Annotated in this window: 19 protein-coding genes; 1 reads left to right on the top strand and 18 read right to left on the bottom strand. The window is 41.5% G+C overall.

From position 1 onward, the window contains the following. Positions 1-31: 31 nt before the first annotated feature. The 5 genes from BLO34_RS01020 to paaZ all read right to left on the bottom strand — a co-directional run bounded on the left by BLO34_RS01020 (position 32) and on the right by paaZ (position 6228). Complete coding sequence (locus tag BLO34_RS01020; RefSeq protein WP_090751810.1) at positions 32-1393, bottom strand: dihydrolipoamide acetyltransferase family protein; 1362 nt, start codon at positions 1391-1393, stop codon at positions 32-34. Positions 1394-1643: 250 nt separating this feature from the next. Next, positions 1644-2243, bottom strand: coding sequence for a transferase hexapeptide repeat family protein (locus BLO34_RS01015; RefSeq protein WP_090751809.1), 600 nt, complete (start codon positions 2241-2243; stop codon positions 1644-1646). A gap of 49 nt (positions 2244-2292) precedes the next feature. Further along, positions 2293-3045 (bottom strand): enoyl-CoA hydratase/isomerase family protein, encoded by a 753-nt coding sequence (locus BLO34_RS01010; RefSeq protein ID WP_090756337.1) that lies wholly within the window; start codon positions 3043-3045, stop codon positions 2293-2295. Positions 3046-3161: 116 nt separating this feature from the next. Further along, on the bottom strand, positions 3162-3485 hold the full coding sequence (locus BLO34_RS01005; protein ID WP_231959530.1) for a GIY-YIG nuclease family protein: 324 nt from the start codon (positions 3483-3485) through the stop codon (positions 3162-3164). Positions 3486-3684: 199 nt separating this feature from the next. Continuing rightward, complete coding sequence (gene paaZ / locus BLO34_RS01000) at positions 3685-6228, bottom strand: phenylacetic acid degradation bifunctional protein PaaZ (protein ID WP_090751805.1); 2544 nt, start codon at positions 6226-6228, stop codon at positions 3685-3687. A gap of 269 nt (positions 6229-6497) precedes the next feature. On the opposite strand from paaZ, the gene BLO34_RS00995 reads away from it, so the two are divergent. Further along, positions 6498-7403 carry a T9SS type A sorting domain-containing protein gene (locus BLO34_RS00995; protein WP_090751803.1) on the top strand — a complete coding sequence of 302 codons (906 nt, stop codon included), beginning with the start codon at positions 6498-6500 and terminating at the stop codon, positions 7401-7403. 72 nt (positions 7404-7475) lie between these two features. Here BLO34_RS00995 and BLO34_RS00990 read toward each other — a convergent pair whose 3' ends face one another. The 13 genes from BLO34_RS00990 to paaE all read right to left on the bottom strand — a co-directional run bounded on the left by BLO34_RS00990 (position 7476) and on the right by paaE (position 17499). Then, on the bottom strand, positions 7476-8690 hold the full coding sequence (locus BLO34_RS00990; protein ID WP_090751801.1) for an acetyl-CoA C-acyltransferase: 1215 nt from the start codon (positions 8688-8690) through the stop codon (positions 7476-7478). Between the two features lie 31 nt (positions 8691-8721). Beyond that, positions 8722-9102, bottom strand: a complete 381-nt coding sequence (locus BLO34_RS00985) for a four helix bundle protein (RefSeq protein ID WP_090751800.1) — start codon at positions 9100-9102, stop codon at positions 8722-8724. Positions 9103-9167: 65 nt separating this feature from the next. After that, on the bottom strand, positions 9168-9575 hold the full coding sequence (locus BLO34_RS00980; protein WP_172823939.1) for a PaaI family thioesterase: 408 nt from the start codon (positions 9573-9575) through the stop codon (positions 9168-9170). Further along, on the bottom strand, positions 9572-10786 hold the full coding sequence (locus BLO34_RS00975) for a 3-hydroxyacyl-CoA dehydrogenase NAD-binding domain-containing protein (protein ID WP_090751798.1): 1215 nt from the start codon (positions 10784-10786) through the stop codon (positions 9572-9574). Before BLO34_RS00975 ends, BLO34_RS00980 begins: the two co-directional genes overlap by 4 nt. Before the next feature lies 1 nt (position 10787). Beyond that, on the bottom strand, positions 10788-11141 hold the full coding sequence (locus BLO34_RS00970) for a four helix bundle protein (protein ID WP_090751796.1): 354 nt from the start codon (positions 11139-11141) through the stop codon (positions 10788-10790). Between the two features lie 51 nt (positions 11142-11192). Continuing rightward, positions 11193-12203, bottom strand: a complete 1011-nt coding sequence (locus BLO34_RS00965; RefSeq protein WP_090751794.1) for a metal-dependent hydrolase — start codon at positions 12201-12203, stop codon at positions 11193-11195. Between the two features lie 36 nt (positions 12204-12239). Next, positions 12240-13019 (bottom strand): enoyl-CoA hydratase-related protein, encoded by a 780-nt coding sequence (locus BLO34_RS00960; RefSeq protein ID WP_090751792.1) that lies wholly within the window; start codon positions 13017-13019, stop codon positions 12240-12242. An 87-nt stretch (positions 13020-13106) separates the two neighbouring features. Continuing rightward, positions 13107-13604 carry a 1,2-phenylacetyl-CoA epoxidase subunit PaaD gene (paaD, locus tag BLO34_RS00955; RefSeq protein ID WP_090751790.1) on the bottom strand — a complete coding sequence of 166 codons (498 nt, stop codon included), beginning with the start codon at positions 13602-13604 and terminating at the stop codon, positions 13107-13109. A gap of 60 nt (positions 13605-13664) precedes the next feature. Beyond that, entirely contained in the window at positions 13665-14468 is an 804-nt protein-coding gene (gene paaC / locus BLO34_RS00950) for a 1,2-phenylacetyl-CoA epoxidase subunit PaaC (protein ID WP_090751789.1), read from the bottom strand. Between the two features lie 51 nt (positions 14469-14519). Further along, positions 14520-14867: a four helix bundle protein gene (locus tag BLO34_RS00945; RefSeq protein WP_090751787.1), complete on the bottom strand. Its 348-nt coding sequence runs from the start codon at positions 14865-14867 to the stop codon at positions 14520-14522. A gap of 42 nt (positions 14868-14909) precedes the next feature. Further along, positions 14910-15200: a 1,2-phenylacetyl-CoA epoxidase subunit PaaB gene (gene paaB, locus BLO34_RS00940; RefSeq protein WP_090751785.1), complete on the bottom strand. Its 291-nt coding sequence runs from the start codon at positions 15198-15200 to the stop codon at positions 14910-14912. Positions 15201-15258: 58 nt separating this feature from the next. Further along, complete coding sequence (gene paaA, locus BLO34_RS00935; protein ID WP_090751783.1) at positions 15259-16221, bottom strand: 1,2-phenylacetyl-CoA epoxidase subunit PaaA; 963 nt, start codon at positions 16219-16221, stop codon at positions 15259-15261. A 201-nt stretch (positions 16222-16422) separates the two neighbouring features. Then, positions 16423-17499 carry a 1,2-phenylacetyl-CoA epoxidase subunit PaaE gene (paaE, locus tag BLO34_RS00930; RefSeq protein ID WP_090751782.1) on the bottom strand — a complete coding sequence of 359 codons (1077 nt, stop codon included), beginning with the start codon at positions 17497-17499 and terminating at the stop codon, positions 16423-16425. Positions 17500-17533 lie beyond the last annotated feature (34 nt).

Genomic DNA, 17533 nt, shown 5'->3' with positions numbered 1-17533 from the left:
TTATAGTCAAGCCGCTGTATGGCGGCTTCGCTTAATAATTAGTTTGCGGAGCTTCCTCTAGGTTTAAGGCTACTTGCTTCAAGAAACTTCCTCCTAGAAATCCATCCACTACTCTATGGTCGAACGATAATGAAAGCATCATCATACTCCGCACTTCAATACTATCAACGCCGTTTCTAGTCATGACCTCTGCACTTTTCTTAATGATTCCCGTTGCAAGTATCGCTACCTCTGGTTGATTGATAATCGGTGTTCCCATGAGTGAGCCGAAGGTTCCCACGTTTGAAATCGTGAATGTTCCACCTTTGATATCGTCGCCACCTAATTTGTTTTCTCTGGCCAAGTTTGCCATTCGGTTAACGTCCGCTGCTATTTCAGGCAAAGATTTCTGGTCTGCATTTTTTACTACGGGAACTATGAGGTTTCCAGAAGGTAAAGCGGTTGCCATTCCCACATTAATATTTTCTTTGATGATGATGTTCTTCCCGTCAACGCTCGCATTGATATTCGGGAATTCCTTAATAGCTCTCGCTACTGCATCCACAAATAGAGGTGTGAACGTCAATCGCTCCTCATGTTTTTCCTGAAAGGCTGTTTTGTTCGCATTTCGCCAGTTTACGAGATCCGTTAGATCTGCTTCTACATAAGCTGTCACGTGCGGACTCGTATGTTTGGAGTACACCATATGATCTGCGATCATGGATCGCATGCGGTCCATCTCGATAATCTTACCAGTGCCTTTATCAAATTTCAATTGAGGTATGCGATAGGCTGTAGGATCTGGCTCATTGCTTACCGCTTGCGCAAACTGATTAGGCCTGCCGTCGTTCAAATACTGTATTACATCACTCTTGCGCAACCGGCCTTCAGCTCCTGTTGCAGGAATTCGCGCAAGTTCCTCGTAAGACATGTGATTCTCTCGGGCGATTTTATCTATTAATGGACTGACGAATAAGTCTTTGTTGATGTACGAACTTGATACTGGTTTTTGAGTTCCTGAGCCGACTCGTTCTCGACTGTCGCTCGAACGGGTCTGCTTTTGAGTATTAGAACTAAGAATCGATTTCTCATCTAAATCTTCTAATCCGCTGGGTTTTTTGAGGTCTTTAGCATCTAGCTTTGAAGAAGTAACTTCTTTTGCATCGCCAGCACCTGACTCAATTTGCGCTACCGGCTTTCCTATTTCCACCACATCGCCATTCTCGCACAAATGCTTGATCATCATCCCGTCAAATGGTGCGGGCACCTCGTTATCTACCTTGTCTGTCCCTACTTCTACTAGAATATCACCTTCCGCAAAGGATTCGCCTTCTTGTACTAACCAGTTCAGAATGGTTCCTTCGGTTATCGATTCGCCCATTTTGGGCAGTATAAAATCAGTCATTTTTGCCATGACTCAAATTTACGAAAACTAACAGTTGTTAGTCGTGAAGATTATGTTGGATTTCGCTTTAGCGAAAGCGGAATGATGAAGGTTTTGTTGCATTAAGAACTTTACAAGGTCAATGCGACATCAAAAAAAAGTCTCGACTACGCTCGACCAAGTTTTTGAATACTTAACTCGGCTTCGACAGGCTCAGCCTGACAATTGAACTCTGAACTCTGAACTCTGAACTCTGAACTCTGAACTCTGAACCTAAAGTTTACTTTTTCTTAATCTCCTGCAGTGTCTTATAAAAATCTTCTTGCACTGGTCGATTAGCTGGAATTTCTCTCAACGGTTCAACTTCTTCCATGGTTTCTTGGCAATCAGTTGGAAGTTGTTGGTATAGTTTTGTGCCAGCTGTTTTCCAGGCGATCATGGCATCGCTTACTTCTTTGATTTTTTTGGCTGGATTTCCGACTATTAGTGATCTGGATTCAAAAACAGCTTCGGCCTTTACAAAGGACATCGCTCCTACAATGCATTCATCGCCTATAACGGCATCGTCCATAATCACGCTATTCATTCCTATCAAACAATTGCGACCAAGATTGGCTCCATGAATTACAGCACCATGACCGATGTGTGCGCTTTCGCGAAAGCGAATACTCTTACCAGGAAACATATGCACCGTACAATTTTCTTGCACATTAACGCCGTCTTCCAGAATGATCTCGCCCCAATCGCCGCGTATCACAGCACTAGAACCTACATAACAATTTTCCCCTATGATCACATTGCCAATTACCGCCGCCAGTGGGTGTACAAACGAACTCTCGTGAATTACTGGAATGTGTCCTTTAAAACTGTAAATAGCCATTGCGCTAGAATTAAGTCACGCCACTCTGCTGCAGCCTGAGTTGTTAGGATTATTTAAAACGTTTCAAAGTTTCTTTAGTAAAAGCACTCAACACAAGTTTTCCAGAAATCTTTGCTCTTTCAGCAAGCAACTCATCCCAGTTTTCACAACCTGACCAGAACATTTCTTTCATATGCTTTATGGCTTCAGGATTGTAAGTACACAAATTCTCTACAAATAACTGAATGGCGGTGTCCATGGCTTCTGTAGACTCGTAAACCTCTGCAAACAAGCCATTCTCTTTTGCCCATTCTGGGGAATAGAATTCGTTAGCGTTGATAGCAATCTGGCTCATACCACTTAGACCAAGTTTGCGCTCTACAGCTGGCCCAACTACAAATGGCCCAATACCAATATTGAGTTCACTCAACTTGATGCTAGCAAACTTGGTAGCAAAACAATAATCTGTAGCACTTGCTACACCAACGCCACCACCGACTGTTTTTCCTTGCACGCGACCTATGATGAACTTAGGACACTTGCGCATCGCATTGATCACATTAGCAAATCCGCTGAAGAAGATCTCGCCAGTTTTTTCATCGTCAATCGCTATCAATTCTTTAAAACTAGCGCCTGCACAAAACGTACGCTCACCACCAGATTTGAGGATGATTACTTTAGTAGCATCATCATTTCCAGCAGCAGTTATTTCACTAGCCAGTTTTGCTAGAATATCTCCTGGCAGCGAGTTGTGCGCTGGGTGGAAAAATTCTATGGTTGTAATTGCGTTTTCTGTTGTTGTTTTTACATATGGATCGCTCAATTCTTCTTGTTTTGTCAAGCCGCTGCAAAACGGCTTCGGTTGATCATTCTCTGCGGAGGCAAAAATCTTTTTAATCTATCTAGTGTTTTAGTCAAGCCGCTGCAGAGCGGCTTCGTTCAATCGTTATTTTCAAATCTCTTTTTACTTGTTACAAATCCAGTAAAATCCCAATCAGCTGAAAGATCTATCCATTCTGGATTTATGCTTTCAATCAAATTTATCTTATATTCTCGTTTCCATTTTTTGATCAACTTTTCACGCCTGATTGCATCCAATGGATGATTATGCTTTTCGTACCAAACCAATTGTTTGATATTGTAGTGACCGGTATGAGTTTCAAAGGTCGCATTTTTATGATCGAATGCACGCTGCTTGATATCGTTTGTAACACCTACATATAATAATCTGTTTTTGATATGAGCAATAATGTAAGTGAACATAATTTTCATTGCGGATAATCCTTCTTTTTAGTCATTCCGGCAGTTAGTCAGCGAAGCCGTCCTGCGACGGCTTGACAGATCAACAGGCTCCAGCAATAGCCGGTATTTCGCTGTTCTGCTGATGTAGATCGGCATCGGTGTAGCTTTTATCTCAGATTCATTTTAGTTTCCGTGAGCCTGCGCGGATGCTTTGAACAATTTAATCTTTCAGATTAAATTGTTCAAAGTGATGATTCAAATGCTTTCTTTCCAGCAGCGTCCATTCATATTTACTTAATTCTCCAAAAACGGCATTTTTAGTCGTCTCTTTCGGATTCTTTTTGAAGTAGTCTAAATATTCTTTCCTTGCCTCTAACATTTTAGCTTTGGCGGTTTCTAGATCTTCATGCTTTAAATCTTCTAGCGTACCATCCTGTTTCATGAGCGGCATTTTGTGATTTTTAGGCATTTTTCTGTAATCCCATAAACTTGCCGCGACTTTTTCTAAATGTTCTTCTGGAGTGGCCACATCAAAATCCTGCTTTTCTCCGCTTGCGATACGATAGCTCATTTCAAGGTGCTCGACCATGTGTTGCGCTGTCATCGTTCCCCATTGAGGTTTTGTGTCGAAGTGCAATTTCGCGAAAGCGGTTTTGATATAATTCTCGGTTATTTCTTTGAAAACATCTTGCTTCTTCTCGACCATGGTCAAGATCGTTGCAATTGCCACTAAAGACTCTGCTTCTTCATCGGTTTTACCGTTTTCGTAGTCTACTGGTTCTGCATCAAAAACTTCTACATACCATTTTACGATTCCCGATGGATGCTCGCGACCTGATACATCGCGCTCGCGTTTTTCTTTACAAGTCAAACGCACATAAATGGTGTCGTTGTGGTACAATGGGCGTAGGAATCTGATGTCTTCCAAGCCATAATTGGCCGATACTGGTCCTTTATTGGGATATACAAAAAGTCCTGCTGCAGCGCTTATAATGAAATAACCGTGAGCCGTTCGTTTCTTGAAAATGCTACCTTCTAAACTGGTGATGTCTGTATGCGCATAAAAATGATCCCAAGTGAGGTTTGCAAAACTCTGAATATCAGAATCGGTTAGAGTGCGCTTATGGGTTTCTAGCGACATTCCTGGCTGGATGTCCTCATAATGGTACGCAAACGGATGCTTTTCGGTTTCCTGATAAGCGCCATTGGGCTGATATATTCCTGTGATTGCGGTCAGTGAGGTCGGACTTCCTTGAACTGCGCAGCGTTGCATGTAATGCTTAATACCTCGCAAACCTCCCATTTCTTCTCCGCCGCCAGCGCGTCCTGGACCACCATGAACCAATAGTGGCAATGGCGAGCCGTGTCCTGTGGATTGTGGCGCACTTTCTTTGTTTAATGTCAAAATTCTCCCGTGGGAAGATGCGGCGTTGATGGTGTACGCTTTCGCGAAAGCGTCATCTCCAGTAACCACACTGCTCACCAGCGAGCCTTTACCCATGTGAGCCAGCTCAATCGCCTCGTCCAGATCCTTATAAGGCATCAAAGTGCTTACTGGACCAAAGCATTCCACCTCATGAACCGCCTTATTTTTAAATGGCTCGTCCTCTCGCATCAAAATGGGCGACATGAAAGCACCTTTCTGCGCACGATCGCCATTAATTTGAACCTCATCAAGGTTACCGTAAACGATTTCAGCAGTTTTGGATATTTTCTGAATTTGTTCTTTCAACGTATCACGCTGATTGTTGTTGATCATCGCGCCCATGCGAGTCTCTCGCAATAATGGATCGCCTATCACAGTTTGGGATAATTGTTTCCCCAAAGCAATTTGCACATCTTCCATCAGGTTTTCTGGCACCATAATCCTGCGGATTGCCGTACACTTTTGACCAGCTTTGGAAGTCATTTCTTTGCGGACTTCCTTGATAAATATGTCAAATTCCGCTGTTCCAGGAACCGCATCTGGTCCTAATACTGAAGAGTTTAAAGAGTCAGCTTCCATAGTAAATGGTACCGATTCTTCTAACAATCGAGGATGGGATTTAAGCTTTCTTCCTGTCGCAGCACTACCTGTAAATGTGACGACGTCTGTGGAATTCACGGTGTCAAGAACACTAGTTGTCAGACCACTTAAGAGCTGCAATGCACCTTCCGGTAAAATACCGCTAGCGATAATCTCGCGTACGACGGCTTCTGTCAAGAAGGCTGTTTGTGGTGCTGGTAATACTACGGCTGGCATACCAGCCATCCAGTTGACCGCACATTTCTCTAACATTCCCCAAACTGGGAAATTAAATGCGTTGATATGTACCGCGACACCCTTGCGAGGCACAAGAATGTGATGCGCCATGAAGCGACCACCGCGAGATAAATCGATGGGATCACCTTCTACTGCATAACTCTGGTCTGGGAAAAGCTTGCGCAAGCTTGCGTTAGCAAATAGATTTCCAAAACCACCTTCAATATCTACCCAACTATCTGCTCGTGTAGCACCAGTACGGTAACTAATTTCATAGAATTTGGCCTTGCGCTTTTCAAGATACAGTGCCAACTTTTTGATCATGTTCCCGCGTTGCTGGAACGTCATGTCACGCAACACTTTACCATGATCACGGCCGTATTGTAACACGGCAGCGATATCTAGATTTGCTGTAGACGTTGCGCCTATTTGCTCACCAGTAATCGCATCCCACATGAGACGCTCATTTCCGTCCTGCTTACCAGCTTGCCATTGACCGTTGATGTAACTTTTTAAGATCATAGAAATTTGTTTGTAAAGTGGTTGATGTTGAACTCGCTTTCGCGAAAGCGAGATAGCTAACAACCTCTATTGCTAAAATACGAAAACGATTAAATTTGACTAACACTTGTTAGTGTATAATGAGATTAAAAACGGCTCATTTATTGATCTTCAAAAAATGTTAGCCTTGAAAATCCACGATACGAAAACGTTATAGTTGAAATTTAGTGGCAAAACTCCAAAACTTGCTATCAGGTTTATATATTTAATACCAACTTTAAAATTTATATATGATGAAAAATTACACAACAATTCTTTTCTTAATCTTAGGTTATTTAGCTGTTGCTCAGCAAGATTACCAAGCTAATGGTAATAGTGGTTTTGGCGGTTTTTTTGGGAACAGTTCTTTGAATGTCACCAATGATGGTACTACAATAAGTTTTTCCCTCACAAGTCAAAATACCGGATTCAATGATGGGTTTGTTTTTTACTTTGATACTGGTGCAGCCGGTCGCAATGTGATTGATACTGATGTTGAAGATACCGGTGATTCAGGTCGCAGGGCTATTTCCAATGCAGACGATCAAGGCAACGGCTCCATTGTAACTTTCCCGACTGGTTTTGAGGCTAGCTATGCTGTACACGTGGATTCTGATTTTGCAGGAATTTTTCAGATCCCTAGTACTGGAACAGTTGGTATGAACGAATTGGTTTTCGTCAATAGTGCTAATCTTGACTATAATGACGGTACTGTCGTGAATTTTACAATTAATTTTTCTGATCTAGGGTTAGAGGCTACTGATAGTTTTGATTTTCTGGGCGTTTACGGAAACTCAGGGAATGCATTTACCTCAAACGAAGGATATGGCCTATCATCTGCAATTGCAGATAATATAGGAGGTGATGACTTTAGTTTTGAAAATGCATTTACCTACGCGTCTACTGCAAGTGTAGCAGATGATTTAAAAACGAATTTAAAAGTCTTTTACAACTCTAATGGTCTGAATTTTAGAGGTTATCAAGGAACCGCCTCTATCCAGGTTTATAATACCTTAGGTCAAAGAGTGTTTGATCTTAGATCAAAAGAATTAATGAATTCTACTATTATTCCAGCCAGATTATCAGGAGGAAATATGTACATCGTCAAGGTTTCAACTCCTACATCAACCGTTACAAGGAAAATTGTGGTCAAATAAATTATAGACCCTTAAAAGATAAATGCCTTCTTTTTCAAGAAGGCATTTTTTTTTATTCAAAGTTGTTTAAAATTATTTACTCACATTCTCAATCACCATGGCATAACCTTGCCCAACTCCTATGCACATTGTGATAAGTGCATATCGCTTGTGCGAAAGAGATAATTCCAAAGCTGCTGTATAAGCGAGTCTGGTTCCCGTCATTCCAAGTGGGTGACCTATAGCGATCGAACCACCATTAGGATTAATTCTAGGGTCATCATCATCAAGTCCCCATTCACGGATACACGCCAAAGCTTGTGATGCAAAAGCCTCGTTTAGCTCAATCACATCCATATCTGCCATGGTTAAGCCTGCTTTTTCAAGAGCTCGATTACTGGCTTCAACAGGACCTATTCCCATTATTCTAGGTTCAACGCCTACCACAGCGCTGCTCAGGATTCTTGCCATAGGCTTGAGTCCGTATTTTTTGACCGCATCCTCACTAGCGATGATAGTAGCCGCAGCGCCATCGTTCAAGCCGCTGGAGTTTCCTGCGGTGACTGATCCTCCTTCTTTTTTGAAAGCTGGACGTAGTTTAGCTAATATTTCCTTTGTAGTTCCACCGCGTATGAATTCGTCGTCTTTAAATATAATCGGGTCTTTCTTGCGTTGCGGAATTTCTACAGGCACAATTTCTTTAGCCAGTCTTCCAGATTTTTGAGCCGCTGCGGCCTTTTGCTGTGACCAAGCGGCAAAGGTATCCTGATCTTCCCGAGAGATATTGAATTTCTCTACCAGATTCTCAGCTGTGTTTCCCATACCGTCAACGCCGTACATATCGGCCATTTTCTGATTGACAAACCTCCAGCCAAAACTCGAGTCGTACATCTTAGCGTCAGTTCCAAAACCCGTGCTTGGCTTTGCAATAACTAATGGCCCGCGCGTCATATTTTCAACTCCGCCAGATATAAACACATCACCGTCCCCTGTTTGAATCGCACGATGGGCATGCACAATAGAACTCAAACCAGAACTACACAAGCGATTGACAGTCTCGCCAGGAACGCTGAATGGTAAACCGGCTAGCAATCCCGCCATACGTGCCACATTGCGGTTGTCCTCACCAGCTTGATTCGCACAACCCATGATGACATCTGCATAATCCTCTCGCGGGATTTCTGGATGGTTTTCAACAATGGTTTTGATCACGAGTGCCGCAAGATCGTCTGCACGCACTGCACTTAAAGTTCCTTTATAATTACCAACAGCTGTTCTTATGCCGTCTATGATGTATGTATTTTTCATTTATTAGGAATTAGTTGTTAGGGATGAGGCATTAGTTTTTACTACTGCGCTCCAGAATCTTTCTCCTTAGGCCAGATAGCATTTTAGTTATTTCAACCAATCGCCTGCGGCATTCTTCATTTTGATCAAAAGAAATATATTTTCTACGGTAAGCTTTCGTCGATGCAGATACACATTCGTTTGCAGAATGAATAGCGTGATTGATGTGTTTCACAAACTGGCCGTCACTACCAGGATAACCTTCTGCGATGTTTAAACCTATCGAGTCAGAGGCACGTCTATATTGTGAGCTTAGAGCGTATAATTCTCTTTGTGGAAATGTCTTGGTGATTTCATCTACCATTTCTGCAAAGTCCATGGCTTTTTGATAAACCAATAGATCTTCAAACTTGAAATGATAGACACTTTTCATATCTCAAAGATACTAATCCCTCATACCAAAAGCCTAATACCTATAACGCTTTCGCGAAAGCGAACTTATTCCCAGTCTCTATTTGTTCTATAAACTACACCTTTAAAAAGTGCTACTAGCTCATCGCCTTTCTTCACCTCAACGATGTTGAAACCGACTTTGGTTTTGGTTTTATCCAGCGTGCACTCTGCAGTGATGTAATCGCCTGCTTCCAGCGCTTCTATGTGATTGATGCTGGTCTCGATGGAAACTGCTTTTTTGCCATGCGTGTTTGAAGTGAACCCAAAGGCAGAATCTGCCAAAGCGTATGTAATACCTCCATGTGCTTTGCCCATGCTATTGAGCATTTCTGGTCTAATGGTCATTCCTAATTTCACTCTGCCTACTTCAACACTAATGATTTCAATACCTAGCCATTTAGAAAATGGATCTAAGGAAAGCATTTTGGCTGGGATTTTTGTTCCTTCTATCATACTGGAAAAAACTTCTCTTTCTTACTTGCCTTACTGCGCAATAAAGGTGAACATCGGTAGCGATCTTCTCTATAGAAATCATACAAAGCATCTAGCTGTTGTACACACCAGGGCAGTCCTTTTTCATCGGCCCAGGCGAGTAATCCTTTAGGGTAGTTCACACCTTTGGTCATTGCATTGTCTAGATCTTTTGCGATAGCAATTTTCAAGTATAATGCATCTGCGGCCTCATTGATAAGCATGACTAAGAGTCGGTCTTGGATCGCTTTGATATCAGCGCCAGTGAGCATTTCTGGATCGTGGTCTGGTTCGATTTTGTTACCGTCTTCAAACTTGTAAAAACCTCTTCCTGATTTTCTTCCCAGCCAGCCTGCTTCTACCAATCGTTTTTGGGTCAATGACGGTTTGTATCGAGGATCAAAGTAGAATGCCGCAAAAACCGATTCGGTTACCACATAATTTACGTCGTGACCTATAAAATCCATGAGTTCAAAAGGCCCCATACGGAAACCCATTTGTCGCACAATTTTATCCAGCATAGGAACCTCTGCCATTCCTTCTTCATACATTCTTAAAGCCTCACTGTAGAAAGGTCTCGCTACACGATTGACTATAAACCCAGGTGTATCTTTTGCTACTGCAGTTGTCTTACCCCAATTTTTAATTGTGGAGACGCACATGTCAGTGATACTTTCATCAGTTTGAACTGCAGGAATGATCTCTACGAGCTTCATCAATGGCGCTGGATTGAAAAAATGAATACCTAAGCAGCGTTCTGGATTTTCCAGCGACGCGGCAATACTGGTAATACTCAAACTCGAGGTGTTGGATGCAATGATACAATCGGCGGATACTAAGGTTTCAAGTTCGCCAAAGACTTTTTTCTTTACCTCAAGGTTTTCAACAATCGCCTCAATGGTCAGGTCGCTGTCTGATAAATCTTCTAGCGTGTTGACATATTGAATATTACTTTGAATCCGACTTTTTTCGGTTTCATCAATTCTAGATTTCTGAACCAATCGGCTTAAGATTTTTTCTAGAGCGAATTCTGCATTCTTCAATTGTTCTTCATTCAGGTCAAATAGTTTAACCTGACATCCTGCTGTAGCTGCCACTTGAGCAATACCGCTTCCCATAGTTCCAGCGCCTATTATTCCTACCCTATTGATTGAAGAATCTTGATTTTTGATTTTTGATTTTTGATTTGTCATTCTATATAGTCTTCGTGTTTTTGATACTGACCACAAAAATCGATATCAATTGATTGTTTTCATCAAGTAGGGAATCGATAAGTTCAATATTAGTTATTAGATCCGCACCTTTTTGAATTTTTAAATTGATGTAAGACTCTCTTAATTCTTTGAGACAAATTTTCATTTTGTGCAAATAGTCTCTGGTAGATTCTCCACCACGTGCCTCTCCATAATTCAATGCGACAGATGTTGTTGATCGGATCAGTTGCTTTGAGAGATGCTGAGAAGCGAAACTTTGATCCAAAAATTTACAAGCTCTGATCACCGAAACTGCAAATTCTATCAATCTATCCTCTAAATCTTGTGCTTTCATAAAAGTAATAAATCAAAAATCTAATATCAAATATCCTAAATCAGATATCATTTAATTGCCTTGTGTACGCTGCCATAATTGACTGAAAATCAAACCAGCATCTTCTAGATTCTTTTCGGTTTCATTTACGATCAAGCCGTCCTTACCTTCTTCTACAATATAGGCAAATACAAACGCTTCTTCCTCCTCATTAACAGGTCTCAATCCAAATCTCAGGTCGTAGAAGTACCACTGCCCATCTTTATTTTCCATCAAATACCAGCCTTGAGCAATGTCCTTCAACCTTTCTAGATCTTCTCTTGCCTGTGCCGATTCATAAACAGGCTCTGCCCGTCTATTCTTAGGATAATCATCAAACTTGATGGGTTGCGTGTCAAAAAACGAATAGTCACCCAGCAAGTAGGAATTCGCAGTTTCAACATTTGAATTCCAAAGAATAGTATTGAATGCAGCAGGTCTGGTGGATATCTCTTTGTATTCTATGTTTTGACTATCTAATCTGTCCTTAAATTTTTGAGTAGCGACCAATTTCAAAACTACCGTCAGCGCCAGATAGGTAGAACTGATCATGATTCCTGCCCAATTAATTTTCCTGCGTTTGGAGGAAGTCCGCTTCAAAAACATCGCCCAAATCACACAAACCATAAACGGTATTGTATACAACGGATCGATAACAAAAATGCTGTTGAAGGCAATTCTCCAGTCAAATGGCCAGAACAGTTGCGTTCCCCAAGTTGTAAAGCAATCAAGCAACGGATGCGTGAAGAATCCCCAGAAGAACAACCACGCCCAAGGTTTCCATCCCAATTTTTTCTTGACCTCTATCTTATTGACCAACCAGCCAAAAATCGGTGCGACAAGAACGCAAAACAGGATGGAGTGACTGAAGCCGCGGTGCGCTTCGGTTGCAGTAATCGTATCAACAAAATTTCTTGCTAGCACATCCAGATCTGGAATGGTGCCAGCAATCGCTCCATATAGCATCGCTTTATTGCCGATCTTGCGACCCAAAACAGCCTCGCCTACTGCTGCTCCTAATACGATTTGGGTTAAGCTATCCAATTAAATTAACGGTTTAGAAAGTGATTGTTGTAAATACTATTTGCCTTTGAAATTCGGCTTTCTTTTCTCCATAAATGCTGCCACACCTTCTTCATAGTCGGCCGTATTGGCGCTCTGGATTTGTAATTTGGATTCTAGCGCTAATTGTTGCTCTAGATTGTTGTTCATGGATTCGTTCAAGGCTTGTTTCGTGTTAGCCAAAGCTTTTGTGGGTAGCAACGCAAGCTTTTCTGTGGTCGCTTTCGCGAAAGCGAGAAACTCTTCATCTTTTACTACTTTGTATATCATTCCCAATTGATCAGCTTCAGTTGCTGTGATTTTATTGGCGAGCATCATGGCAGCACTTGCTTTGCCAAAACCGATAAGACGTGGCAAAAAGAACGTCCCAGCACTATCTGGAATCAAACCAATTTTGGAAAATGCCTGGATGAAAGCGGCACTTTCAGTCGCTATCACAATATCACAACACAATGCAAGGTTGGCTCCAGCACCAGCGGCAACGCCATTTACAGCCGCAACAACTGGTTTTTCCAAATTGCGGATTTTTACCACAATTGGATTGTAATGATCGTCTAAAATAGCTTCAAACCCTGGATTCAATTGTGGATCTGTAATTTCTTGAATGTCTTGACCTGCGCAAAATGCCTTGCCATTCCCTGTAATCATTACCGCTCTCACATCATCTTTCTTACAACGATCTAGAGCGTCTTGCAGCGCAAAGGCCATTTCCTTATTAAAGGAATTGAAGACCTGAGGGCGGTTGAATGTAATTTCGGCAATGCCGTTATTAATTTCTAGTTGGATGGAATCTGACATATAATTTGGGATCTAACCGTGAGTGTACGGCATTTTTTAATCTTTGAAATTAAGGTTGAAAATTGTTCCGCTTTCGCGAAAGCAGGATTATTTCAAACATTTAAAATAATCAAATGGCTCCTGGCAATCCTCACATTGAAACATTGCCTTGCAAGCTGTGGAACCGAATTGGCTGACCAATTTGGTGTTTTTAGAACCGCAATTGGTACATTTTACTAATTTCTTATCGTTTAATAATACGTCCTTGTCTGCAGATTCTTCCAATGGTGCAGCGATACCGTACTTTTCCAGAGCCTTGCGACCACGTTCTGTAATCCAATCTGTAGTCCACGGCGGACTCATAATGAGTTGTACGTTTGTGGTGTAGCCCGCTTTCGCGAAAGCGCGTTCCAAATCATCACCTATCACATCCATCGCTGGACAACCGCTATAGGTAGGTGTTAACTTGATAGTAATTTCCTTCCCATCAACCTTAACCTCTCGGATCACTCCCAGGTCAACCACATTCAATACAGGAATCTCTGGATCCATAACGGATTCAAGAATTTCTTGGAGTTCTGGAGTTATGTTGAAGTTCTGGATCATTTGAAATATAGATTTGACGTTATTAAAAAGTTCTCGACTACGCTCGAACAAATATTAAAATTACCAGCGCGAATTAGGATACGTGCGCTGCATGTATTGCATCTCACTTAATAAATATCCCATATGCTCACTGTGAATGCCTTGCTTACCGCCTTTCTGAAAGTATTCTACTTCTGGAATACCTAAGGTTGCTATCGTCAGTTGTTCTTCTATTTTCTCGTAATAATATTCCTTTAGCTGCAGCATATCTGGAGCAACTCCAGCTTCTACCATTGCGGTATCAGCCTCCATTTTGTGGAAAAGCTCATCTGTGAAAATCCAAAGATTATTGACCGCTTCTTGAGCTTTGGCCTTGCTCTCTTCGGTTCCGTCACCCAAACGCTTGAGCCAGTCACCAGAAAAACGCTCGTGATAACTCGCTTCCTTTATTCCTTTAAAAGCTAGCGCTCTCAAAGTTTCATCAGCACTTTGCTGTAGCGCGTTTAGGAAAAGCTGATTGTAAACATCAAAGAAATATTGACGTACGATCACGTAAGCGAAATCTGTATTGGGTTGCTCTACCAATAATACATTTTTGTATTCGCGTTCAGTTCGCAAAAAGGCAATATCGTCTTCAGTCGTTTTATCACCTTTCAACTGTGCAATGTATTGGTAGTAACTGCGCACCTGTCCCAATAGATCCAGCGATATATTGGTAATTGCAATGTCTGGTTCTAGATTAGGCCCATGACCACAAAGCTCGCCCAATCGCTGACCAAGAATCAAGTAATTATCAGCTACTCCTAATAAGTAATTTATTAGGAGTTGTTTGTTTTCCTTTGATTCTAGGAAAGTTGGGTTTAATTCTTTTATTGGTTTCGCCATAAAAATAAAATGAAAAATAAAATGAAAAATAAGCTTCGCTAGATTTCAATATTATTTTAGGTTCTTAATAATTGTGGATAGGATTTTACAAAGCTGTAAAGATTCATCTATCAAATCCACTTGTTTTTCTTTCAATAACTTAGCTCGTTGCTGAATGCGCAGGTTGTTATGACATTCCTTCATTTCCTTGAAGGCGATTCTTAATTTATTCGCTCTGTCCTTTATCGTTGATGCTCCAGCAAACTCGCCATAATTCAGAGCGGAACTACCCGATGATCTGATAAGTTGCTCTGCATAATATTTTGAAGCATAATTTTTAAGAGGAAATTTAAATTCTATCGTAACCTGCGCTGCAAACTCAATTAGTCGTTCTTCGACATCGTAAGGTTTATCGCCCATTTTAAATTTCTTTTATTTTTCCTTTTATTTTTATTTTTCGAACTACATATGTTTAAGTTCATCAGGCAACTCATAAAAAGTAGGATGTCTATAGACCTTATCGTTAGCTGGTTCAAATAGAGAACCGCTATCCTCAGGACTGCTTGCGGTGATGTTGGTAGATTCCACTACCCAAATGCTGACGCCTTCATTACGTCTTGTGTAGACATCGCGAGCATTGTTCATGGCCATTTCTGCATCTTCGGCATGGAGGCTACCGCAATGACGGTGCTCCAGACCATTTTTAGATCTTATAAATACTTCCCAAAGTGGAATTTCTCTTTTATCTGACATTTCCTAAATCTATATATGTTATAAATAGCGAAGCCGTCCTGCGACGGCTTGACTTAGTTTATGATACTTGCACTGCTTGTTCTTTTCTCGCTCGTTGCTTGTCTGCATAAGCCGTAGCTGCTTCACGCACCCAAGATCCACCTTCCCAAGCATTACGTCTTGCATCCAGTCTTGACTTGTTCATTGGTCCGTGGCCTTTTACTACTTGCCAAAATTCATCCCAATTGATCTCGCCAAAATCATAATGTCCTGTCTCTTCATTCCATTTCAAATCGGTGTCTGGAATGGTCAAGCCTAAAATATCTGCTTGTGGTACAGTTTGATCAATAAACTGCTGACGTAATTCGTCATTGGTTTTACGTTTCAGCTTCCATTTCATGGATTGTTCTGTGTGCGTACTTTCTGCATCTGTTGGGCCTAGCATCATTAGTGATGGCCACCACCAACGATTCAATGCATCTTGAGCCATAGCTTTTTGCTCTTCACTACCATTACATAAGGATAACATGATTTCGTAACCTTGACGCTGGTGAAAACTTTCTTCCTTGCACACACGCACCATCGCACGAGCATAAGGTCCGAAAGACGTATTACATAACGGTACTTGATTGATAATTGCTGCACCATCAACTAACCAACCTATAGCACCCATATCGGCCCAAGTAACCGTTGGGTAATTAAAGATGGAGGAATATTTTGCTTTACCTGAATGCAAATCTTCATACATCTGCTCACGCGTGATGCCTAAAGTCTCACAAGCGCTGTATAAATACAAACCATGTCCAGCCTCATCTTGAACCTTGGCAAGCAAAGCCACTTTACGTCGTAAAGATGGAGCACGAGTAATCCAATTCCCTTCTGGCAACATCCCTACAATTTCAGAATGCGCATGCTGGGAAATCTGGCGTATGTGCGTTTTACGATATTTTTCTGGCATCCAGTCTTTGGGCTCGATTTTCTCGTCACGGGCAATTTTTGCATCAAATTGCTCTTCTAAACTCTTGATTTCTGCTTCGCTCATGGTTTCTATTTTTTAATTCCTGCGCAGGCAGGAATCTCTTTGATTCGATGCCTACTATTTCTTTTATCTTCAAGCCATCACAGGACGGCTTTGCTTACTTTCTTGTTAACGTGTTTCTCGTGATCTCGCTTTCGCGAAAGCGAACTAAACTTCAACATCGTTATTTAATTATTGAGATGCTGAAACGAGTTCAGCATGACATCAAACATCATAATTCACTACTAATTTCTTACTGGTGGGTACGCTTACACAACTTAACACGTAGCCTTTTGCCACCTCATCATCACTCAATGCATAATTGACTTTCATCTCAACACTTCCTTCTTCTACCTTGCATTTACATGTGCTGCAAACGCCACCTTTGCAGGCGTATGGTAAATCTGCACCAGCGGCTATCGCTCCATCGAGAACGTTGTCAAATTCATCTGCCAAAACAAAATGGAACTCTTTACTACCATCAATAATGGTCACGTCTACACCTTGAACCTTTTTCTCTAGTGCAGCGGCTGCTCTGGCTTTGTCTGCATCACTCAAACCACTCACAAACAGTTCGAAATGAACATTTTCTTTCTCCATTCCAGCGGCAACCAATTCGTCCCTAATCAAGAAAATCATCTCTTCTGGACCGCAAATAAAAGCTTCATCTGTATGCGGAGCATTTATCAAAGTTTGAGTCAGCTGTTGTAATTTCTCTTTGTCAAATCTTCCATTGAACAAAGGGATATCTCTATGCTCTCTGCTCAAAAAATAAAAGACTTCAAACCTACTTAAGTATTTGTTTTTCAGAGCCTCAATCTCTTCTTTGAAGATAATGGATTTTGCCGTGCGGTTCAAGTAGAATAACTTGAATTTGGCATTTGGCTCGCTTTGTAAATGCGTCTTAATAATACTCAACATAGGCGTGATACCACTACCAGCAGCAAAAGCAATATAGTTTTTAGTCTGCTTTTCATCGACGCATTCAATCCCGAAATCACCGCTAGGAGCAGCAACTTGCAATGTGTCTCCGGTTTTAAGTTCACGATTGACATAGGTAGAAAACTTCCCTTCAAATATTTCTTTGACGGCCACTTTCCACTCTTGATCCAGCGGACTGCTACACAACGAATAGCTGCGTCTCACGTCTTCGCCATTGATAGTTGCCCTCAAGGTCAAAAACTGTCCTTGACGGTAATCAAAGTCAGATCTTAGCTCTTCAGGCACATCAAAAGCAAGTACTGTAGTGTCTTCGGTTTCTTTGTAAACCTCTGATAATCGTATGTCGTGGAATTTGTTCACTCTAATTAAGTCGTTAATTCCCTACGAAACTAAC

Origin of the sequence: Nonlabens sp. Hel1_33_55, from assembly GCF_900101765.1 — a bacterium.
Taxonomy (GTDB): Bacteria; Bacteroidota; Bacteroidia; order Flavobacteriales; family Flavobacteriaceae; genus Nonlabens.
This window is presented reverse-complemented; position numbering and strand designations above follow the sequence as displayed.